General features: G+C 34.5%; 18 protein-coding genes. 2 read left to right on the top strand and 16 right to left on the bottom strand.

Annotated elements, in window-relative coordinates:
• Positions 1 to 438: 438 nt before the first annotated feature.
• Together OCK74_RS04090 and OCK74_RS04085 are read left to right on the top strand one after the other, a co-directional pair.
• Positions 439 to 1,191, top strand: coding sequence for a WecB/TagA/CpsF family glycosyltransferase (locus OCK74_RS04090; protein ID WP_279295722.1), 753 nt, complete (start codon positions 439 to 441; stop codon positions 1,189 to 1,191).
• Between the two features lie 63 nt (positions 1,192 to 1,254).
• On the top strand, positions 1,255 to 2,646 hold the full coding sequence (locus tag OCK74_RS04085) for an undecaprenyl-phosphate glucose phosphotransferase (RefSeq protein WP_279295721.1): 1,392 nt from the start codon (positions 1,255 to 1,257) through the stop codon (positions 2,644 to 2,646).
• A gap of 89 nt (positions 2,647 to 2,735) precedes the next feature.
• Here the strand turns inward: OCK74_RS04085 and wecB are convergent, their stop codons facing one another.
• The 16 genes from wecB to OCK74_RS04005 all read right to left on the bottom strand — a co-directional run bounded on the left by wecB (position 2,736) and on the right by OCK74_RS04005 (position 21,610).
• Complete coding sequence (gene wecB / locus OCK74_RS04080) at positions 2,736 to 3,854, bottom strand: non-hydrolyzing UDP-N-acetylglucosamine 2-epimerase (RefSeq protein WP_279295720.1); 1,119 nt, start codon at positions 3,852 to 3,854, stop codon at positions 2,736 to 2,738.
• A complete protein-coding gene (locus tag OCK74_RS04075) occupies positions 3,784 to 4,764 on the bottom strand; it encodes a glycosyltransferase (RefSeq protein ID WP_279295719.1) in 981 nt (326 codons plus the stop codon). The genes wecB and OCK74_RS04075 overlap by 71 nt, the downstream gene beginning before the upstream one ends.
• A gap of 295 nt (positions 4,765 to 5,059) precedes the next feature.
• Positions 5,060 to 6,121, bottom strand: a complete 1,062-nt coding sequence (locus tag OCK74_RS04070; protein ID WP_279295718.1) for a glycosyltransferase family protein — start codon at positions 6,119 to 6,121, stop codon at positions 5,060 to 5,062.
• A 51-nt stretch (positions 6,122 to 6,172) separates the two neighbouring features.
• Positions 6,173 to 7,057, bottom strand: a complete 885-nt coding sequence (locus OCK74_RS04065; RefSeq protein WP_279295717.1) for a glycosyltransferase family 2 protein — start codon at positions 7,055 to 7,057, stop codon at positions 6,173 to 6,175.
• 35 nt (positions 7,058 to 7,092) lie between these two features.
• Positions 7,093 to 8,241, bottom strand: coding sequence for a hypothetical protein (locus OCK74_RS04060; protein ID WP_279295716.1), 1,149 nt, complete (start codon positions 8,239 to 8,241; stop codon positions 7,093 to 7,095).
• A gap of 144 nt (positions 8,242 to 8,385) precedes the next feature.
• On the bottom strand, positions 8,386 to 9,033 hold the full coding sequence (locus tag OCK74_RS04055; protein ID WP_279295715.1) for a CatB-related O-acetyltransferase: 648 nt from the start codon (positions 9,031 to 9,033) through the stop codon (positions 8,386 to 8,388).
• 2 nt (positions 9,034 to 9,035) lie between these two features.
• Positions 9,036 to 10,241, bottom strand: coding sequence for a Coenzyme F420 hydrogenase/dehydrogenase, beta subunit C-terminal domain (locus OCK74_RS04050; protein ID WP_279295714.1), 1,206 nt, complete (start codon positions 10,239 to 10,241; stop codon positions 9,036 to 9,038).
• A complete protein-coding gene (locus OCK74_RS04045; RefSeq protein WP_279295713.1) occupies positions 10,222 to 11,445 on the bottom strand; it encodes a polysaccharide pyruvyl transferase family protein in 1,224 nt (407 codons plus the stop codon). Before OCK74_RS04045 ends, OCK74_RS04050 begins: the two co-directional genes overlap by 20 nt.
• 121 nt (positions 11,446 to 11,566) lie before the next feature.
• Positions 11,567 to 12,403: a LicD family protein gene (locus tag OCK74_RS04040; protein WP_279295712.1), complete on the bottom strand. Its 837-nt coding sequence runs from the start codon at positions 12,401 to 12,403 to the stop codon at positions 11,567 to 11,569.
• A gap of 49 nt (positions 12,404 to 12,452) precedes the next feature.
• Complete coding sequence (locus tag OCK74_RS04035) at positions 12,453 to 13,898, bottom strand: bifunctional cytidylyltransferase/SDR family oxidoreductase (RefSeq protein ID WP_279295711.1); 1,446 nt, start codon at positions 13,896 to 13,898, stop codon at positions 12,453 to 12,455.
• Between the two features lie 68 nt (positions 13,899 to 13,966).
• Entirely contained in the window at positions 13,967 to 14,854 is an 888-nt protein-coding gene (locus tag OCK74_RS04030) for a glycosyltransferase family 2 protein (protein ID WP_279295710.1), read from the bottom strand.
• A 71-nt stretch (positions 14,855 to 14,925) separates the two neighbouring features.
• On the bottom strand, positions 14,926 to 15,855 hold the full coding sequence (locus OCK74_RS04025) for a glycosyltransferase family 2 protein (protein WP_279295709.1): 930 nt from the start codon (positions 15,853 to 15,855) through the stop codon (positions 14,926 to 14,928).
• 39 nt (positions 15,856 to 15,894) lie between these two features.
• Positions 15,895 to 17,685, bottom strand: coding sequence for an ABC transporter ATP-binding protein (locus OCK74_RS04020; protein ID WP_279295708.1), 1,791 nt, complete (start codon positions 17,683 to 17,685; stop codon positions 15,895 to 15,897).
• A 108-nt stretch (positions 17,686 to 17,793) separates the two neighbouring features.
• Positions 17,794 to 18,339 (bottom strand): transcription termination/antitermination protein NusG, encoded by a 546-nt coding sequence (gene nusG, locus OCK74_RS04015; RefSeq protein WP_279295707.1) that lies wholly within the window; start codon positions 18,337 to 18,339, stop codon positions 17,794 to 17,796.
• 129 nt (positions 18,340 to 18,468) lie between these two features.
• Positions 18,469 to 20,811 (bottom strand): GumC family protein, encoded by a 2,343-nt coding sequence (locus OCK74_RS04010; RefSeq protein WP_279295706.1) that lies wholly within the window; start codon positions 20,809 to 20,811, stop codon positions 18,469 to 18,471.
• Positions 20,812 to 20,842: 31 nt separating this feature from the next.
• On the bottom strand, positions 20,843 to 21,610 hold the full coding sequence (locus tag OCK74_RS04005) for a polysaccharide biosynthesis/export family protein (RefSeq protein ID WP_279295705.1): 768 nt from the start codon (positions 21,608 to 21,610) through the stop codon (positions 20,843 to 20,845).
• Positions 21,611 to 22,063: the final 453 nt, after the last annotated feature.

Genomic DNA, 22,063 nt, shown 5'->3' with positions numbered 1-22,063 from the left:
CTGAAAAAGCGTTTCATTTATTTAGCAAAAAAGCCTGGTAAAGTTTTTGATATTTTAAAAATAGCTACCTTTACAAAGTACAGTAATATCCTATTTACTCCTATCCTTTTCCTATGCTAAAAATATAAAATGGTATTAACCTTGCATATAGGTTAGCAAAGTTTCAAAAATTAGAACTATTACTCCCCTCCCTAAGAATTCTAAGCATTCATCGTATTATTTATGATGACTAAATTGCTGATATGAACAAAATGTATCTGCTCATATCATCAATGCCAAAAGTAAGAAGGTAATCGTTGCACTCAGACCCACTTACTTCTCGATATCCTTTGACAAAATAACCGATCAGTTTGAATTTCTAATTTATCCTTCCAGAATTTCCGAATTATTGCTTGTCACTTTTAGCAAAGTGAATTTGTAAAAAATAAAATTCAAGAAATGGATAACGGCAGTACTGTTCAGTTATTTGATTATGATGTTTTTAATGCCAATTTGGATCAATTAGACACTAACTCTAAAACTTTAATCAATACGATTAATCTTTACTCTTATGCAATGGCTGAAAGAGACAGTCATTTTAAAGATGCATTATTGGAGTCTGATGTTTTACTTCCTGATGGGGTGAGCATTGTCATCGCTTCTAAAATTCTAGCAAATAAAAAAATAAAAAAAATTGCTGGAGCGGATTTGCATAAATTTTTACTTACCAAATTAAATAATGAGGGCGGGAAATGTTTTTATTTAGGTTCATCAGAAACCACCTTAAAAAAAATAATAGAAAGAATTTCTAAAGAATATCCCTCTGTAAAAGTGGGCGTTTATTCCCCACCCTTTTCCTCTCAATTTAATGCAACCGAAAATGCGGATATAATAAATGCAATCAATTCATTTAAACCAGATGTTTTATTTATAGGTATGACTGCTCCTAAACAGGAGAAGTGGGCATACATGCATAAGGATCAGATTGATGCCAAAATTATAGGATCAGTAGGAGCTGTTTTCGATTTTTATGCAGGGACAGTTAAACGCCCAAGCAGTTTATGGATTGATTTAGGGTTAGAATGGATGGGACGTTTGGTAAAAGAACCTAAGCGCTTGTGGAAACGATATTTATATTATGGACCTATTTTCTTTTACATATTATTTAAAGAAAAGTTGAAACGGTCTTTAAAGATTGATGGAGCACTGTAGTTGCCATGGAACACTTACTCCTTTTTGATTAGTTGGATTAATGGCTTTAAGAAAACGAAGGATATGAAAAAACACTTTATCAATTTTTTACAGGCTGGCCTTGTAGGGTTTGACATTATAACACTTAATTGCTGGGCTTTTATTGCATACTGGATTTGCGATAGCAGCATACCAGACGCTTTTCTGGCATATTATTCAAGGTTTGTAATAGTGCTCAACCTTTTGTGGATAGCTGTTAGTTGGATTGGCAAACTGTACCGTGAAGATTTTATTGTAACTTTTGAATCATTTTCCAGAAAAACATTTCGCATTTATTTTACCTGGATAAGTGCTGCAATACTTTACCTATTCTTTTTCAGGCAATTTGATCTATCCAGATCATTTATTCTAATCAGTGTGATAGGATACGGCTTCGTACTTTTTATTAACAGGCTTGCCTATTTGTCGCTCTTTAGACTCCTGCATAATCATATTCATTCCACAAGAAATGTCTTAATATTAGGCTATAATAAAGTATCCAAAAAAATTGTAGAATACGTAGAAAACAGTGGATTTGATGTAAGAATTATTGGATTTTGTGAAGAGTCTAAAAATGTTACAGAATTAACTACTTATCCAGTTATCAGCGGTGTAGAAGGAGCAACAAAAGCTTCTGTTGATTTTCAGGTCAATGAAATATACTCAACGATCTCTCCCGAGCAAGATCCAAGAATCTACCAAATTATGCAGCATGCAGACCAGGAATGCATACGCTTTAAAATTGTGCCTGATCTTTCTGTATTTATCAATTGCCCGGTAAGTGTAAGTTATCTAAATGATTTACCTGTTTTATCACTGCATAAAGAACCGCTGGATAATTTGGGTAATATGGTTAAGAAGAGGTTATTTGATATAGTATTTAGCCTTTTCGTTATAATTTTCATTCTATCCTGGCTTATTCCAATATTGAGCCTTTTAATATTTCTTGAATCTCCAGGACCAGTATTCTTTTTACAATACAGAACAGGTAAAGACAAAAAAATATTTAAATGCTTCAAGTTCAGAAGCATGAAAGTCAACGGCGATTCAAATTTACGCCAGGCTACAAAAGATGATGATAGGCTTACAAAAATTGGAAAATTTATCAGACGCACAAGTCTGGACGAATACCCACAGTTTTTTAATGTTTTGCTTGGCAACATGAGTATTGTGGGACCAAGACCTCATATGTTAAAGCACACAAATGATTATTCCAAATTGATCAGCAGATATATGGTACGACAATTCCTAAAGCCAGGAATAACAGGTTGGGCACAGGTAAATGGATTTAGAGGAGAGACAAAAACTTTGGATCAAATGCAACAAAGAGTAGAACACGATATATGGTATATGGAAAACTGGAGTCTTTGGTTAGATGTGCGCATTATATTTCTAACTGTATTTAATGCGGTTAAAGGAGAAAAAAATGCTTATTAAACAATAAAAAAATACCGGTCGTTGACCGGTATTTTTTTATTGTCATTCAAAGATAATCCTCTTCATTAGAAATAACTTGACTCGAAAAGTTAATTACTCACACCTTCCGCAAATTGTTTCATCTCATAAATTTTGATCATTGTATCAACAATTCGCTCTGAAGTTCTACCATCCCAAAGAGGTGGAATACCTGACTGTTTCCATTTATTGTCAATAATATCTTTGATATAAGACTCTAAATTTTCCGGATTTGTTCCTACAAGTACATTAGATCCAATTGAAATAGTTTCAGGACGCTCAGTCGAGTTACGTAATGTAAGACATGGAACATTCAAAACAGTTGCCTCCTCAGTAATACCGCCTGAGTCTGTAATAACAGCTTTTGAATTTTTAACTAAATAAATAAACTCTAGATAGCCCATAGGCTCTATCTGAATCAATTGATCATTGCTATACTTTAAGTTATCAAGAATGATCTTCGTCCTTGGATGTACAGGAAATAAAACCTTGTATGGAAATGTATATTCCAGGATTTTATCCAATAAATATTTTAAATTATCCTTGTCATCAACATTAGCGGGCCGATGTAATGTTATCAGAAAATATTCATGCTCTGATAAACCATGTTCTGTAAGTATTGAAGGCTTTTTAATCCTATGTAAATTTTGAAGCAAAGTATCGATCATGGTATTCCCCACAAAATGGATTCTTTTTTTAGCAACTCCATTCCTGATCAAATTTTCGTTTGCGACTTCGCTTGTTGTAAAAAAATGATCACACAAAGAATCCGTTACAATTCTGTTGATTTCTTCCGGCATTGTCATATCACCCGATCTGATACCTGCTTCAACATGAACAACATCTATACAAAGTTTTTTTGCGACAATAGTACAAGCCAAAGTAGAAGTAACATCACCAACAACCAATACAACATCGGGCCTGTGTGACAGCAATTCTTTTTCAAACTTTACCATGATGGATGCAGTTTGTTCTGCCTGAGTGCCACCTCCAGACTCAAGATTAATATGAGGTTCCGGAATATTCAATTGCTTGAAAAAGTTATCACTCATATTTTTATCATAATGCTGTCCGGTATGAATTAAGCGATAACTTATATTGTGTTCTTGTTTCCGGATTTCAATTGCTTTTAAGATAGGCGCTATTTTCATAAAGTTCGGCCTGGCGCCTGCTACTAGAGATATTTTCATTATTTACTTTTTTTATAGCCTTTAAAAATGTAGTAACCATCATATCTACGTTACTTCTTTTTGTTACCACTTCAGATACACAGGCAGCATTTTCGCTAAAAAATGAAAGGTTATCGGCCACCTCAACAATTGCATTTGCCAAACTTTCCTCATTACCAGCCTGGAACTTAAGTCCATTGAAACCGTTAATCAATAAATCATTTTCAGTTCCATCAGCTTTACTGACAATCATCGGCTTATTCATAAGTACAGCCTCATTTAATATCAAGCCTCCGGTGCCAGGCAAAACAATACAATCAGCAGCTTGGATATATTTTCCAACATTATTAATTCTACCCAAAAGCTTTACATTGTCTGCCAATCCTAAACTTTTAACCAGGTTTTTACATTCTTCGAATGTTGGCCCATCTCCGATCAAATAAGCATTTAATTTGTGATGGCTAACGTGATGACTAATGTGTATAGCTTTAATTAATAAATCCACCTTTTTATCTTTCCCCATTCCGCCACAGTATAGAAAATTAATTGAATCCCGATCAAATAATTCTTCTCCATTAACACCACCTAATTCATTTTCATATAAATCTAAATCAATACCATTGTAAGCAATAGCAATCTGGGTATCAGGATATCCGATTTCGACCAATTTCTCCTTTGCTGTTGAACTATATGCGATGTGATAATCGGCTTTATTATAAAACCTATTGATCGCAAAATCCCTGATAAGCCTTTTATAACCTGTAATATAATAAGGTTCCCAAAAACAGGTCCACATAATAACCTTCCGGCCAGAGCCTTTTGCCCAGTCAACAATTTTCCTGAAACTTTTTGTCCCTACATGAGCAAACAAAATAATAATCTGGGGATCAAATAACTTTACAGCATCAAACATGCCTTCATTATCACACATATTGTATATCCCAAGGTTTCGATTCTTTTCGGTATGAAATGAAACAGGAAAACTCAAATCGCCATCGTATTGCGGCCTTGCATCATTCTTATTAGATTTATGCCCTGCAAAAAGTTTCCACTCATATTCCTTAGCAGCAAACAGCTTTGAATAAAAACTGACACGGTATGGTGCCAACATATGCACAACAAAGGCGATTCTTGGTTTCATAATAAATCTGTTATAGAATGGTATGGTTAAATGATCATCATTTGCATGAACAGCCCAAAAAACTTATCCTCCAGCACCATGACAACTAACATTCCAGTATAGTTGCCACCATTTTATCTCGATGTTTTTTCTCCGAAACTATCAGCAAAAGGTTATCTATGAATTTGTCCCAGGTGTTAGAAAGATAATATCTTTCAATTCCTTGTTGCAACTCTTTAAGTTTATACTTATACTTTTGATCGTCACTCAAAAGTTCTCCTACAATGTTGAACAACCCTTGATAGTCATCATATGTAAGGCATGCTCCTGTTTTCTGCAGATCAATAAAGTTGCCTAAAGATGGTCCTATGATAACTTTCGAAGAATTCAATGAATGGATAAGCGATCCCGAAGAAAATGTATCATTATCCAAATAAGGCAATAAAATAATTTTGGACTTTTGAAAATATTGATATAATTCCTCTTCCGACAGAAAATGATCAATGATTGATACCTTCGATCCAGCAGCTAACTCAGTTAAATGTTTATAATAGTCCTTATTAGCCTTTCCAATGATAGTTACACCAAACGAAACATTGCACTTTTTATAGTTTTCAATAAATGCTGATAATCCTTTATAAGGAGTAATGTTGCCCCAAATAAGAACATCAATTGTTTCAGCATCATTAACTTCAGTTTTTTGATGGAATTTTTCATAAACCGGGTGATTCATAAAAATCACCTTGTGTCGAACTCTCTTAAAATGCTTTAAAGCATCTTCAGAATGAACAATAATATTTTGAGATTGCGTAGCGAAAAATTTACGCGCGAAATTTCTCAATAACTTGAATCGCTTAAAATGTGATTCCCGGTTATGGCAAACCCAAACAATCTTTCCTCCTCTGATTCTGAAAATCACCAAACCTAAAAATGAAATTATTATTTGAAGTATGCCAAAACGCAAATGCATGATATCCTCAGGCCAATTTAATACCATTACATCACTTTTAAAAACATACCTGAAAATATCAAGCGAGGCAGAGACAGGCTTCTTATTATAGTTCACAACTGTAACTCTTTCTGCTAATTTCTCATAAAAACTAATGATATATTCATTAGTCGTCTTTGGCGTTGGTTGTGGACTAAAAAAATAAGAAAATGATCCCATTTACCTAAGAAATAAATTGTTTAATAAAATTTTTCTATGCACTAATTCTTATTATGTTAATGATCGTATAGCCATTGAACCTTTTTTACCTCTTTTAAAATCATAAAAGCCCTTTATGTGGTAAAAAACGTTTCTAATTCTCATATTTTTTAAATGAAAAGCCATTTCATATAAAATGAAATAAATTTTATTATATAAGCTCATGTCATTATTAAATACGATGAACTTGTTACGGGTCATGTAGTAAGTTTTCAAATGGGATATTTTACGGGTTGTATATGAAACGTCATGAAATATCTTATGCTGGGGGCAATACAATATTTTATAACCCTTTCTTTTTAATCTGATGGAAAGTTCAGCTTCGTCAAAATACATAAACAAATCTTCATTAAACATTCCAACTTCGAGTACTTTACTTAAATCAAAAAGCACTGCACAACCACTAAATACATCCACTTCGTAGGATTGCGCATTGCACTTTATTTCATCAATAGAATGGTTAACGACTTTGCCTTCATTATACTTGATCATTCCACCTGTGTACCATGGATCGCCATTTAAATAAAGTACCTGCGGAGAAACGCCTGCTGCATCTTTATTTATATTCAAAATCTGAACCAGATCACCTATTAAATTATCATTACTAAAAGCATCAGGATTGAGTAGAAAAAAATACTTAAAATCTAGTTTACTTTCTATCAAATACTTTAAAGCAAAATTAATCCCACCGGTAAACCCGAGATTCGTGTACGAGCGCAAAATATGCAAACGTGCATCTTTAATCATCAAAAGTTCAGAGTACGTTTCCTCCGTTGAAGCATTATCAACAATTACAATTGAAACATCTACCGTGATTTCTTTAATAGAATCGATCAGCTTCCCTAAAAGATGAGAAGTTTTATAATTAATGATAATTACTGCAACTCTTGGTTTCATATAAAAATGATTAAATGGAAATAGAACTTACTACCTCAAATGGCAAACTCAAGTTCCTCTTCATTTTCTTCAACTTCCTCTGGTACTTCCTTTTTTTCTTTATACGATTTTTCAATAAGATAAAAAACTAAACAATAAAATGGAATTCCGAGCCCTTTGGAATAGTACTGGCTTGTGATTAAAAGAATAATTGAATAATAAGATAAAAGTTTTAAGAACTTACTGTCATTTGTAAAATACTTATTCTTTAATCCTTTGATATTTACGAATACTATATTTAAGACATACAAAATACCAAACTCATTAAAAGCACCAATAATTCCTACATCACTTCTATAGAAATGATTATAAAGTCTGATGATTTCCATTTCCTGACCATACCTTGAATAGATATGTGGGGTACCATTACCGGTAATCTTAGCAGTCCAATGGTCAGGCCAGTATTCATTAAGGAAAAAACGAGCGGCTAATTGCCTTACATCATCACCATACTTTAGCTGCTCCCTAGTCATATCGATATACTGCGCAAACAAAACATCCTTGAGCATCACAAGAACAGGTACAGCGATCAAAATGATCATTACAGCACTTAATTGCGCTTTTCCACGAACTAAAAATATTGCAATAAAAAGGCAGGCAAGTGCTGCCAATGCAAATTGACGTGTGCCATAACAATAAAAACCAGCCATTGCAAAAAGCACATAAAACAGATAATTTGAATTTTTCTTCGTTAAATATTGATAGAAGTAATAAAACATGAAAAAAGCGCCATATTGTTGTCCATAAATCATGAACCGGTATACGCCTCCTCTATAAATAGAATATTCATCTGAATCTTCTCTGGAATAAAAATAAGAAATCGGATAAGTAACCTGCTGAATGATGGTTAGAGATGCCCATACTAAACCAACAATAAGCATCATTTTGATGATTCGTTCACTTGGAATATCAAAGATCAGGAGTACAAAATAAAAGAGCCAGTAAAGATTAACTCTGGATATAATTAAAGAAAGCTTTAAAGGCTGATCATGAAAAATAAGCGCGCCATATGCACTCAACAAAGGAATCAGCATGAAGAAGAAAACATTTGCTTTAAAAATTTGTGTTCTCTTCAAGATAAAGTTATCATAAAGAACGATCAGCGAAAGGCACATCAACACAAATACCTCTAAAAGCTTACTCATCCCGTCAGATATTAAGCTACAAGACCAAAAGTTGATGCTAACCAAAACAGTAAATAAAATAAAACCATATTTCAATCTTGCATTGGTACTGCTTAAGTCCATGGTTAGAAAAATTAAGTTTGCTGATATCGAACTTTTGTATACTTAAAATTCTTTAATGATATTCTTTTCATTTATCTCAACAAGATCCTGGAACTTTTGTATATTCTTGATCAATTCCTCCTTAGTTGAAAACCACCACTTAGATTCTTCAATTTTCTTAATGACGCTATCGTCAAAACGTTTGCCGATTACCTTAGCTGGATTTCCTGCTACGATAGAATAAGGATCCACATTTCTTGTCACCACACTTCCTGCTCCAATGATAGCACCGTTACCTATATATGAAACATTAGGTAATATTATGGCCCATTCTCCAATCCATACATCATGACCAATAGTTAAAGTAGGTCTTTTAAGCGCATCTTTAGTAACATAACCTGCAGCAGGATTGTATAAAATTGGGTGCGAAGTAAACTTGTTTTTTGGATGGTTAGCCCTGAATATTCGAATCGTGGGAGCTATTGAACAATAGTTTCCAAATGAAACACCTGCCGGAACATTTTTTAAAGAAAAACACCCCCCATATGAACCATAACCAATTTTAATTTTATGTTTCTCTTCATATATCTGGCGAATAGTATTAGAATACATTTGCCCTCCTTCAGATTTAAGTATCATTCTTTTAATGAATCCTTTAAATCTTGAAGGAACAACAAAATATAGATGATATAGAATATTATTATATGGCATAATCAAGCCATTTTGATTGCTCTTTTAAATGTGCCCAAAAACTCCTTCATCAATCGTTTGGGAGATTTAAATTCCAGATTTCTATATATGTACAGATTATGAAACCTGAATAAGAATTGTTTTGCTATCATTGCTGCGATGATGCGCATACCTGCATACTTCCGTCTCCTGTATTGAAATGGTTGCATCAAACGCAACTTCTCTACAGGTAAACTTTTACAGAATATTGCCTCATCGTTAATGAGCTCATCCACAACTTGTTGTCCAATAGCCGTTCGGGTTATGACTAAACTATTTCCTTCCTTTTCAGTGAAATCCGGATATCCATTTTTTGTTTCCCATGCATCACCAATCGCTATATCGGCAAGCAACCCGATTCCTTCCGGGCAAATTTTACACCTGAAGCATAAATGTCGGTTTAGTACTTTACCCCATGAATCATTATAAGACTTGCTATATACTTTTCCACTGTTATCACTGAAAGAAAAATAACCTGGCCAACCATTACCTCTGTATGAAAGATTTTTGATTGGAACCTGTGGATGAAAATCTGAAATCAATTTTCTGGTTCCGTTGAAACTGGGCATACCCGCACAAACAATGGAAATAGTCAATTTAAATCGGTCTTGATAAGTGGGATAAACTCTTAAAAAATTTTTGAGTGCTGCAATATCACATGGCTTACCAATAAAACAAAAAATTTCATCTGATTGATTGAGTATTTCAAAAATATCCGAAAACATTAAGGCAGGAGCATAACGGGATGAGTTATTCCTTATTACATCTTCTCTATCATAAGACTTACGCAACTTATTTTGTTGGTAGTCATCCGCATCGCCCCCTACATGCAATACAGCATCAACTTTTTTATGCTCCAATAAGTAAATTGCTAATGCACTAACAACACCACCTGATGAACTTTTAGCACGAACTTCTTGATCTGCAGAAAAACCTTCATACAACTGGATAATCTTACCCCAAATTCGCTCATCTTTTTTCAACTCGTATTCATTACGGACATTAATAGACGGGCAGATTTCATTGATGACTCGCTCGCTCTTTTTATCCAGCCTTTTAAACTGAGGGTGAAAAAAACCATCATCCCGTAACTGCATTGTACAGTTTTCTTTTCCTAAAACTGCTTCACACAGTCCACAGCCTAAGCAAAGTCCAGACCTGTCTATCTCACTAATGACTGAATTTGACATTACTTATTGATTTTAATAATTGATTTTTTAGACTATCCAGCCTGTATGAAACAACATTGCTATTCAAATGCCCAATTTCCTCTTTAATTGCAAGCCGTTGATGATAAGCAGTTTGCAATTTTTCCAGTATAACATCTTCTGTTTCCTTTGTGCAATCACCCAACCATTTATATTGTAGGGTTTCACTAAAAAGTCCATTGAATTTCCGGCTATAAGCCATAGGAAATACAGGAACCCCTGAAGAAATTGCGGCAATACAAGCATGCATTCGGGATCCGAAGAAAAAATCCAAACTACTGATATATGATTTAGCCTCTATAGGAGATTTGAAAGCCGGAGCTAAAACAGATCCGGGGTATTTAAGATGAAATTCTTCAGCTACTGCGTAATCATCTTCTACAGACTTCCTCCTTGATAAAACGTGCGAAACAAAATGAATGGTTACATTGTCTTTATGCGCAAAATAATTGATGGCATTTTCGATGAGGCTCCGATAGTCTGCCTCCAAAGCGAATTGATTCTTTTTAGTATATCCCCCATTCCATAACAAACCTGAAATATTGATACCAACATGAATGTTTTCTTTATCAAACTTCCTTCTCTCAAAAGGCATATAAAAGGCGACATCAATCGCTTCCTTTATTTTATTTTCCGGTAAAAATTGAGCTGTGTAATCCAAACTTTGTTTATCCCGGGAAATAACCAATTTCATTTTCTTCATGGCCTTGAACGCCATTTCTTCATTTCGCTTTGAATTGAATGGGCCAATAGTTTGTGGAAGCAAAACCTGGGGAGTTCGTAACAAATTAAAAAACCTTTTGGAATTCAGGAACTTCTTATGCCTCTTATCTCCATAAATATCTGTGAAGCTGTCTCCTTCAGAAATATCAAAAATAATATCCAGGTTCAACAATTTCATAGTTTGACATCTCCTTGGATAAAGAACCAGCCTGGCAAGAGATTTCCATTTCGAATGATCATTTCCTAATACATTATTAAAAAATATTTCACAGTTGTTTATAGAAATTTTATCCTTTTCCTTCCCCCTGTTGCCGACCAATGTAAACCTTGCATCAATATTGTTTTCCCTACATACATCGTTCAATAAAGCCAATGACGAATATGCAAGAGCTGCAACACCTAAATTATTGCTATAAGGATTTGCCCAAATAATTCCAATATGAACTACATTTTTTTTATTCATCGAACCTATACCTAATTTAATTTTTCACAATAGAAGAAATTCCCACAATAGCAGACTAAAACTATTGAGCAATCGACAATGCTTAATCAATCTAAAAAGCATTGATTTTTTCGATATATCATTAAGAATATTGGCTTTCTTTATGCGTTCTGTCTTTCCAGCACAAAACTTCGGTATGATCACAGGGAGTAAATGGATCTGCGATGACATCATGTGCAGATATTCTCTTTTCCGGTGGAGGCAGTTTCATATAATTGCCATATTGCCTCTTTAAATAAGAATCCCAACTTTCCGGGACGTAAACTTCTGTATCCTCAAATTTTACCCTAAGCAGGCTACCTAGTTCCCTTTTAGTAACAAAAGTGCCATGTTTCATGGCACTGTAATATTGTAAATAATTACTGGAATAAACTAAAGGCAAGGGAGAATACTTTGAAATTGCCTTCAGTACCCTGGCCCTTTTCAGGTTATTATTGAAGCGTTTTAAGACCTTATTCAAAGTAACAACGAAGAAATTATGAGGTAGAAATGACCGGTCATAAACAAATATATCCACCTGCAGTCCTTCATGCCATTTCTTGTTTTCTCCATTAATATGTGTGTAACTACTATACTTATCCCTCAAACGTGCTTCAACATTACTATTTGGCGGGTAGTATTTATCAGTTTGAGGATTTTGAAAGAAAATATCATCAGGCAGTTCAGGCACTGCGTATTGAATAAACTTTTCATAATCATCTCTTGTCATCCCAACATCTAAATCATCATCCCAAGGAATAAAACCATTATGCCGCACAGCTCCTATGAGCGTTCCACCCGTAAGAAAATATTTCACATCATGTTTAATACACAAATAATCAAAAATCTTCAGCATTCGCAACATAACCAACTGACATTGCCGAAGAGGTGTTTCACCTTTTTCACGTTCATCGGGAAACAGATTCTGAAAATCTAACATATTCGTATGTTTAAAGGGACTCATGTGCTAAGTTAATTAAACATTAGGTTCATTTAAACATTATCGTTTCTTCTGTTAGAGCTCCATTATTAATTGCCTTTTTTACATACTGGCTTGTGATATCTAATACCTGACCTGTTGAATCATCCAGGAGAACACCCAAGGAAAGTAATGCTACGCTTCTCGCTGATAATAGAGAATCCAAAGGCTCAATACCAAAGGCTTTACGCCTCATTGGGGTATTTGTTCGCTCAGGATTGATGCAATTGATCCTGATAAACTGAGTATGCCACTCTTCAGCCAACGCCTGAGTCAGGTTCACTATGGCTGCTTTTGACGAACTATACAAACTATAATATGCCCGCCCATAAGTATATGAACTGGAAGTAAAATTGAGCATATGCCCTCTGCTTTCCTTTAAATATTCGTATGCAGCCAAGGCAACATGCACTGCCCCTAAATAATTTATTTGAATAGCCTCTACAATATCCTTGTACTCCATTAATACCAGAGGCTGTTTCACCAGAATACCTGCAGTGTTCACTACGTAATCGATTCTCCCATACCGTTCATGAATAGCTTTAAATTCATTCTGCAGCAAATTAAGATTGGTAACATCTAAGCCTGTACGACGACTAGCAACTACCACCTTGGCCTGGTAAGCTTCAGCAATTGCAGCCATTTCCGCACCAATGCCGCTTGTTCCGCCCAAAATAACAATCACTTTCCCTTTTAATTGTGCCAGGCTATGAGATGTCAGGTTATTGCAAATTGTCTTTTTGGTATTGAGTTGCAATAACTTATCAATTATCTGCAAATCCTCTTTATACGTTAATTTAATATTGTTATGCTCACCATTAACGAGGAAGATCTTCTCGTCAGGCAGATACTTCAGTACAACCCCACAATCGTCCGTTGTTTTGAAATCTGGATCTTTAAACGCCAGCTCATATGCAGTCTTTATCGTCTTCCACTTAAATCCTTGTGGTGTTTGGCCATTACGAAGCCTTTGCCTTACAGGAACAGATTCTATTGTATTTGTAATCGGATCCGCTGAAATAATAGTATCTGTAGTAGCAACTACAACATCGACAGCATTATAATAATCTAATGATTGAATAACATCTAGTATGATCCTGTCACTAACCAGAGGCCTGACGGCATCATGAAAAATCAGATTGACATCTTCCTGATCAGAAACTGGTTCAGATGCATTAATAGCAGCTACCGAAGATTCATATCTTTCCTGCCCGCCCTTGATCACCTTTTTCACCTTGCTAAAAGCACGACTGGAAACAATTTCTTCAATTCTTTCAATACAATTAGCACTAGAAACAACAATAATTTCATCAATGCTTGAACAATTCTGAAAAATTGTTATTGTATGCTCCACAATCGGCTTTCCGGCTAACTTCATCATTTGTTTCGGAATTTCAAATCCACTTCGCTCTCCATTCCCTGCCGCCAGTATAACCGCAACATTTTTTTTCCCCATTGCAAATTTCTATTTGTATGATTAAAGTAAACAAACCAATATCAGTAAAATATAATGACCACTTATCTTTAAGTCCGGTTAGGTGCCTTTCCTAGCTGTACCCTGAGCGCTTCATAAGAACGAACCAATAATAAATAATGCCTCAAAAATGGAATGGTTACACGGTCAATGATTCTAACTCCTACTCTCTTACCTAACATAAATCTCATGCCCGATACCCGGGGACGAAACTGATAAGCGAAATCAATGAAAAGCTTTAGCCGTTTCTTCTTTGGGTCCTTTTGCACGGCACCTCCATGCCGTTTTTCTTTTTTGATAAGTTCTGCTAAATTCCTTGCAGGATGATGAACAATGACATTTTCTACAAAATGAATATTAAAGCCTGCCTTTTGCGCCTTCATACCCCAGAATTTATCCCCCATTGACATCAGGCTTTCATCAAAACCTCCTATCTTGTCAAATACATATTTATGTACAAATAAATTCGCTGTCACACTTCCTCCTCCATTTTCAATTAGCCATTTTTGCGGAAATGCATATAATTGATTATATTTTTCTATAACAGTAGGCTTTGCCGATTTCTGTATAATTTGAATACTTCCTGCCACTCTATCACAGTTTGCATTTTCTTGCAAATAATCAACCGCATTTTTGATCCAGTTTTTATCAACTATACAATCAGAATCTGTAAAACCAATAATTTCACCTTTTGCCATCTTCAAAGCAGTGTTTCTTGCTGCATAAGAACCGGGTTTACTTTCATCAATAATTTTAAAATTTTGAGGCAAAACCAAATCCTTTGGAATAGCATCATTCGGGTCATTGTTTACTATAATCACTTCAAAGCTTTCACTTGGATAAGATTGCGCATTTAATGCATGAATACACTTTACCAAAAGGTGCCACTCTCTATAAGTCGGAATAATTATAGAAACATATTTAAAGCCTATATCCATCGTTTCATAAAAATTGAAAACTTAATTACTTACTCTAAGACTCATTATTATTGGATTTTTAATAAATCCTTTTATACTCCCTTAATTTGACCTGTCAGAATTTTCGCATAGTCATTTATATAATTCCTTGTTCGTCGCAGACTCTTCTTGAGGTAAAAGGAAAATGGCAGATTCAGCTTAAGCTCATCTATTGTTATCGTTACAAATTCTGGAATAATTTCCCGGTATGTCTGAAGATGTTCATAAATACTGATATTGACAGCCCTGTTAAACTCCTCATTGAACCTGTTTTGGCTAATCAAATATTTCTTGATTTCCAATCTTAAATTAATATAGTTATTTGCTATTTCAAAGCTTCTCTTTTTATTTGCACTTTTGTGTATTGAATTATTTTGAATGTATATATTGGTGAGCGGAATGGTGCAAAAGCTAACTTTCGCATTCAATTTTAAAATGCTGAAAAGAAGGTTGTACTCCTGCGATGAAGTTTTGCTTTCATCCCATCCATTAACCTGCAATAACTTATCTCTCTTCCATAAGTTACTACTCGTCCGACCGAGATTTGACATAATCAATCCAACCCAAACATTCTTAGTTTCAAGAAACTGGATGATAACCTTCTGAACGCCTCCACTTGTATAGTACTTATAAAAGGTGCTTAGAACTAAATCTGCGTTATTTTTCCGGGCTATTTTTAACTGCTCATCAAACTTTCCCGGCAATAATTCATCATCAGAGTCCAGAAACTGTATCCATTCACCTTTTGCTTCCTTCAGCCCTTTGTTCCGGGCAGCAGCACCACCCTTCCTTGGCTCCTGCAAAACCTGAATGAAGTCCGGGTACTTATTTCTATAGCTATAAAGTATGTTTAATGTTTGATCAGATGATCCGTTATCTACCAAAATTACCTCAAAGTCCTGATAAGTTTGATTCAATACACTTTCAATAGCCCTGCCAATAAACTCTTCACTATTATAACATGGAATAACTACAGAAATCATAATCAATTCATTAGTGATGCAACATGAATAACTATTAACTTATAATCCTTGTAAAGCAACCATTCGCTTGAACTTGTCAGAATTCTGAACCATATTTTCAAAATCTCCAGAAATCACTACATTACCCTTATCAAGCAAATAAATTTTGTCAACATTTTTTATAGTAGATAATCTATGTGCAATTACCAACATAGTATAATGTCCATGTAACTTTTCAATATTCTCCTGTATCATCAATTCTGTTTCAGAATCTAAAGCAGAAGTAGCTTCATCTAAAACTAAGATTTCAACATTTTTAAACATTTCCCTGGCTATAGAAATTCTTTGTTTTTGGCCTCCTGAAATTAACAATCCATGATCCCCTAACTTGGTCAACTCTTTTTGCTCCTGGCTCTCAACAAACTCTTTCAGCGAAACCAAATCAATAACTTCCCAAAAACGCTTCATGTTGGCAGGTGTAGGCTCTGCCCAAAATGTAACATTATTGAAAATACTGTCATTAAAAATCACCGGATCTTGGGAGATATAGCCGATTCTTTTTCTATAGCTATCCAAATTATATTCTGTTAATGAAATACCATCCAATAACACAGTCCCTTTATCCGGATTGATTAGTCCCATAATAATATTAGCCAGTGAAGTTTTACCGGAACCACTCTCACCAACAAATGCAACTGTTTGCTTTTGAGGTATAATTATATTTGTCTTTTGTAAAACTGTATTCTTGCCATATGTTAAACTCACATCTACTACTGCAATTTCTTTTCTTAAGGTATCAAACTCCTTCGCGCCCTGGAATTCCACCATTTTACTCATTGCCTTCTCTATTTTAGTAATGCTACGTATTGAACCTGTGTTCTGAATAAAGTTTTGCCAATACTGTTGTAGAACTACTAAAAAGTTAAGAGCCCTATAGAATAAAATAAGACTTAAAATAATTGAGCCTAAGTTACCACCCAGCCAGGTAGCCTGGATGTAAACGACAATAACCACAATTAAGATGATCATAGGCTCCTTGAGGCCCATGGTAATAGAATTATATCGGGCAATTTTTTTACTCAGAGCTTCCGTATTATCAATAACCTCCTTTAACTTAACAGAATAAGTACCGAGGTAATTAGTAGCCTTTAAATACTTGAAGTAATGCACAGCCTGGATCATGTAAGCATTAAAATTGTTTCCATTCTCGGAGATCTTGTATGATGTTTCCTGCAATTTTTTATAAATGCGGCTGTAAAGTAGATTGGTCAGTCCGGCGCTTACTGCCAATAATAGAGCAAACTGAAAATTAGCGAGTAATGAAAATGAAACATAGGTAATAAGCATTACCATAGCCTGGCAGTATAACAAATAGCTTCTGACTGCCTGGGACATCTTTTGAACTTCAGCAATGAAGTTGTTTTGAATGATCCCTGCTTCTAATTTTGTAAATCCTCTATAACTAATATTTTGTAGCTTGTTAACAAGTTTGTGACGTAACTTTTTCATGAAAAAGTAAACTACACCAGCAGTATAATTTACTTCCACATATCTCATAAAACCTTTAAATGAAAACAGGATAACCATAGTCGCTAATATAGATCCCAGCGTCAATGGAAATCCTATTCCTTTAATTGCATCAATTACATAATGTAAATTCCCCATCGAATCATTGGCCGCTTTCCCTTCATTGGCAACCGACTGTAAAAAGGGCATAAACATGGCGAGTCCTAAACCATCCAGAGCACTAACAATGATACTTAAGCAAATTGAAAAGAGCAGTTTATTACCAACTATACTATAGTAATATCTAAAATATTGTAAAAGATTATTTCCGTATTTTGAAATCATATCACCACCTTAAATCAACAAATAATTGATGGTTTTTCATTAGACTTGAAAAAGTCGTAGATATAGATTGAAATTTTATTTTTGAATTATAAGAAATACAAAACTTAATTACAAGCCATAATCCACAGTGTCCTCCTTTGGTGTAGAATTATAGCGCAATAAATCAGCTTGTACAATTAATTCCACATTTGTATTACTCACTTCAGCTACCAATGAGTAACCCAACGAAGGCAATACCAACTTTACCCTTTTTGAACTAATGCTGATGTCACCCTCCTCTTCACACAAATCACCATTTGTGATCTTTACCATTCCATTTATATTGACAATATTCTTTTCAAGTTGCACATTTATATGCTCATTTAAAAAACGCCTCATCATTTCAATTTCAATATCTCTAATCACAGCAGGCTTATCTAGCCAGAATACAAGGCTGACAATCCCATCAATCTTTTTCAATTCCGTAAGAAGTAAGGCATTTACCCGAACAAAAACAAATGATGTAAACAGGGGCTTATAAGTTACCTTTCTTCTATTGCCGGCCTCATTCAAATCTCTATTATAAGGACAATAATTCTCAATCCCCTTTCTTTGCAGATGATCAACAACCTTATTTTCCCAATTAGGCCGTGTATAAATTAAATACCAATTCATTTTACCCATACATTTATTATTTTATACATTTCCATATTGGCACTCATCCTATTTTACAATGCAATTTCTACCATCACTGATGATCAGTAGAATGCAAGTTTTTCTTTCTTACAATACCAAAAAAGTCCTTTAACTGATTGAAACCTTTCTGTTTTTAACACCATTTCGGTTCTTATATACATATTCATATCCAAATCCGTAACCGAATCCATAGCTACCTTTGATGAAACCTCTTTTCTTAATCCCATTAAATACAATAAATGGATTACTTAATGCTGTTACTTTATTACTCTCATCCAATATTTGCACCATGGTCTTAGGCGTATATCCATGACGTATAACAAAAAGGGTCTTATCACAATAACAAGAAAGCACATATGCATCTGTCACAGGATCAACCGGAGAGGTATCTACTAAAATATAATCAAATAACTCTTCGATATATGTAAACAATTCATTGAGTTTTCCATTCAAAAGAATCTCAGTTGGATTGTTACAATCACCCCCGGCAGGTATCACATATAAGTTATTATTGTCACTATATCTGATAATGTCCTCAACACCTACATTTCCCTCAAGAAATTCGACGAGTCCTTCTCTATCTTCCATATTGAAGATAGATGTAGTCTTTGGACCTCTCAAATCCGCATCGATTAGCAACACCTTTTTACCAGATGAGGAAAGACTTAATGCTAAGTTAGCAGCTACAAAACTCTTGCCCTCACCTGCAATACTGGAGGTAATAAGTACTTTTTGCTTGGAGACCACCCTTCCATGCAAACCAATGGCAGCTCGTAAATGCTGAAACTGCTCAGTTAAAAATATTTTATCAGGTCTGTTTACGACTAATTCACTTTTATTATTCTTTACATTCGTAATTTCAGCAGCAATAGGAATCCTGGTGTATTTCTCAATATCCGAACGGAATAATATTTTCCCTGTGAATAATTCTTTGAAACAAACCAAAGCAATACCTATAATAAATGAAAGTGCGAAAGCACTTAGGTATGCGGTGCTATTTTGAGGACTTACTGGTGAGTAATTGGAAAGAGCAGGATCAATTAATTTGCTATCAGCAAGTGTGGAAGATGAAGCCAAAGCTGTCTCTTCACGTTTTTCTAATAGGAAAGAGTAAACATTATTTTTAATGGATTGCTGACGGCTGATTTCTAATAATTCTCTTTCCTTTTGCGGGATAGTTTTTAGATAAGAATTATAAGCACCACTGGTTTCTGATACATTTTTTTTGCTTGCGAATAAGCTCGTTCTTTGATTGCGGACATTTTCTAAAATAGTAGGCCTGATGCGCTCTATTTCACTGGCCACAGCAACAACCTGTGGACTGTTTTCAGCCATTGTTTTCTTCAGCTTATCATATTCCAATTCTGCATCGTACAATTTTTGCAATAACTGTGACAATAATTGGTCATTCAAACCCAACGCAGATGGCACGATACCAACATCATTATTCTTGGATACCACATACCGCTCAACTTGGTCCAACACTGCAATCTGCATATTGATATTACTAACTTGCCGGTCATTATCACTTACATTTAGAAGAAAGTTTTTGCTTTGCTCGCTTAAGTTTACAATCCCCTCCTTTGTTTTATAATGCTGTATGGAACGTTCAATAGAATCCAGGTCATTAATAACATAGCGCAAACGCTCATCGATGAAAGTAAGTGTATTTGCTGCCATCAGGTTCTTTTCCTTAACAGAGTTGATCGAATAAACCTCTATTAATTCGTTTAATATATCAATTGCCCTGGAAGCCGATTCGTCCCTGAATGACAATCCCAATACAGTAGCGATCTTATTAGTTGGTTGGACACCAACCCTGGATGCCAAAAAGGAAGCCACATTGTCAGGTCTGAACAATGAAAAATAAAGCTGCTTGTGTTCATTGTTATCTGGATCCGCATAAGGATTAAGAACAAATTTAAGATCACCATATGGTGTATTGACCCAACTGCCAACAGGATAGCTCTTCCTATCTAAAGTAACGGTTGATTTCTTTTGATCATAATAAATAGGGATATCCGGCTGAAACATTTTTATATTCTCAGGTTCTTTTACTTCTATCTTTATAGGGGATGTCTCGTATGCATTAATTTTATTAAAACGCCCCTCTTCGGACACAGGAGCATACAGGTGTAAATTTTTGACCACTTCTTTCATGAGTGTCCTGGAACGAATAATCTCCATTTCATTCTCAACAATCTTTGAAGAAGTATAAATATTCAATGACTCTAGCATCCTGTTGTCATCAACACCTTTTTTCTCATCCTTGATTAATATGGTAGCATAAGCTTCATATAGCGGAGTTGAAAATCGTAAATAAAACCATGCACCGATACTACATAATAACAATAATAAAATAAAAAGAGGCCAGTAAGGTGCGAATCTGAAAAGGAGAAAGCTCAGTACACTGTCTTCCTTTTCTTCGGTCTTTATTTTTTTAACACTCATGAAAAATAAATTTTATCTTGTTATACTGGAATTACCTTGATACTCGATAAAAAAGCACTGATAATAATGTTAGAGCACTAAATATGGTGGGGAGCCATAACCTTGTATTGCTCACACTGGAAATCTTTGTCTTATTTGGCTTTACATAAACAACATCATTAGGCTTTAAATAGAAATAAGGGGAACTAAAAACGTCATTCTTGGTCAGATCAATTATTTTAAATGTTCTGGCACCATTTTCTTCTCGCAACACCATTACATCGCTTCTACTTGAATACAAGGTTAAATCACCTGCAAACCCGATTGCCTCCAGTAAATTTATTTTTTCTGTAGGTACATTGATAACAGTAGGCTTTCCCACTTCACCAAGTACAGTAACCTTAAAATTAAGATTGCGTATACTTACTATTGGATTCAAAAGCAATTTCTGTTCGATAAGCTTACGGGTAATATTAACTTGTAATTCTTCTTTGGTAAAACCTTCTGCTTTAATACTTCCAATGACAGGAAATTGTATATTACCTTCACTATTGACCAGATATCCTCCTAAAACTGCACCTGAACCAGTCCCGGAAACATTATTCGATACATTATAAACCAGTGAGGCTTCCTGGCTTAAGCTGCTCACCGTAATACTTAAAAGATCATTTTTTTGTATTAAAGGACTTGTATTTTGATATTGAATTAAGGTTGTTGAATCTTTCTTAATATCGAAATATATTGATTCACGTGTATTAGCACATGAAAAGAACAACGGCAATAATAAAATAAGCATCAATGATGAGTATCCGAACTTCATTATTTATGATTGAATATGAAAGTTTCAATACAGATTTAAATAAGATAATTCGAAAGAATATCGGATAAGGAGGAATATGGAATAGCAAACTTTTCAGTGGCCTTAAATGGATAATAGATTTACATTGGTTTTAAACGTAAAAAGACCACAACGTTAGCAAAGTGACACAGCACCTACTTGTTTGTTCTTTAGTGATTTTAACACTACATCAAACGATCAAGAACACTGTCACTAAAACTTAAATGAAAGTAACTAAATTTCACAATAATACAAAAATTAATTAACGTAAATGCCTAATAAACCCTTATATTAAAGCTTGCACTTTTAAAGATCGTTGTGAAAACTAAGGCACTGAAAATGAATGTTTAAAACAATTTCAGTGCCTTCGTATTGTAAAAAATATACATTAATAACTTACACTAAAAGCCATTTTAAGCTTACATATTTTACCTC

The organism is Paraflavisolibacter caeni (genome assembly GCF_025628885.1).
Lineage (GTDB): Bacteria > Bacteroidota > Bacteroidia > Chitinophagales > Chitinophagaceae > Flavisolibacter > Flavisolibacter caeni.
This window is presented reverse-complemented; position numbering and strand designations above follow the sequence as displayed.

Coding starts and splice junctions, on each gene's coding strand:
- OCK74_RS04055 (WP_279295715.1), bottom strand. CDS start 9,033: ATGCCATATAATAATATTCTATATCATCTATATTTTGTTGTTCCTTCA.
- wecB (WP_279295720.1), bottom strand. CDS start 3,854: ATGAAAATATCTCTAGTAGCAGGCGCCAGGCCGAACTTTATGAAAATA.
- OCK74_RS04060 (WP_279295716.1), bottom strand. CDS start 8,241: ATGAGTAAGCTTTTAGAGGTATTTGTGTTGATGTGCCTTTCGCTGATC.
- OCK74_RS04090 (WP_279295722.1), top strand. CDS start 439: ATGGATAACGGCAGTACTGTTCAGTTATTTGATTATGATGTTTTTAAT.
- OCK74_RS04025 (WP_279295709.1), bottom strand. CDS start 15,855: ATGATTTCTGTAGTTATTCCATGTTATAATAGTGAAGAGTTTATTGGC.
- OCK74_RS04075 (WP_279295719.1), bottom strand. CDS start 4,764: ATGTGTGATAATGAAGGCATGTTTGATGCTGTAAAGTTATTTGATCCC.
- OCK74_RS04030 (WP_279295710.1), bottom strand. CDS start 14,854: ATGGATATAGGCTTTAAATATGTTTCTATAATTATTCCGACTTATAGA.
- OCK74_RS04040 (WP_279295712.1), bottom strand. CDS start 12,403: ATGTTAGATTTTCAGAATCTGTTTCCCGATGAACGTGAAAAAGGTGAA.
- nusG (WP_279295707.1), bottom strand. CDS start 18,339: ATGAATTGGTATTTAATTTATACACGGCCTAATTGGGAAAATAAGGTT.
- OCK74_RS04065 (WP_279295717.1), bottom strand. CDS start 7,057: ATGAAACCAAGAGTTGCAGTAATTATCATTAATTATAAAACTTCTCAT.
- OCK74_RS04005 (WP_279295705.1), bottom strand. CDS start 21,610: ATGAAGTTCGGATACTCATCATTGATGCTTATTTTATTATTGCCGTTG.
- OCK74_RS04085 (WP_279295721.1), top strand. CDS start 1,255: ATGAAAAAACACTTTATCAATTTTTTACAGGCTGGCCTTGTAGGGTTT.
- OCK74_RS04035 (WP_279295711.1), bottom strand. CDS start 13,898: ATGGGGAAAAAAAATGTTGCGGTTATACTGGCGGCAGGGAATGGAGAG.
- OCK74_RS04045 (WP_279295713.1), bottom strand. CDS start 11,445: ATGAATAAAAAAAATGTAGTTCATATTGGAATTATTTGGGCAAATCCT.
- OCK74_RS04020 (WP_279295708.1), bottom strand. CDS start 17,685: ATGATTTCAAAATACGGAAATAATCTTTTACAATATTTTAGATATTAC.
- OCK74_RS04010 (WP_279295706.1), bottom strand. CDS start 20,811: ATGAGTGTTAAAAAAATAAAGACCGAAGAAAAGGAAGACAGTGTACTG.
- OCK74_RS04050 (WP_279295714.1), bottom strand. CDS start 10,241: ATGTCAAATTCAGTCATTAGTGAGATAGACAGGTCTGGACTTTGCTTA.
- OCK74_RS04070 (WP_279295718.1), bottom strand. CDS start 6,121: ATGGGATCATTTTCTTATTTTTTTAGTCCACAACCAACGCCAAAGACG.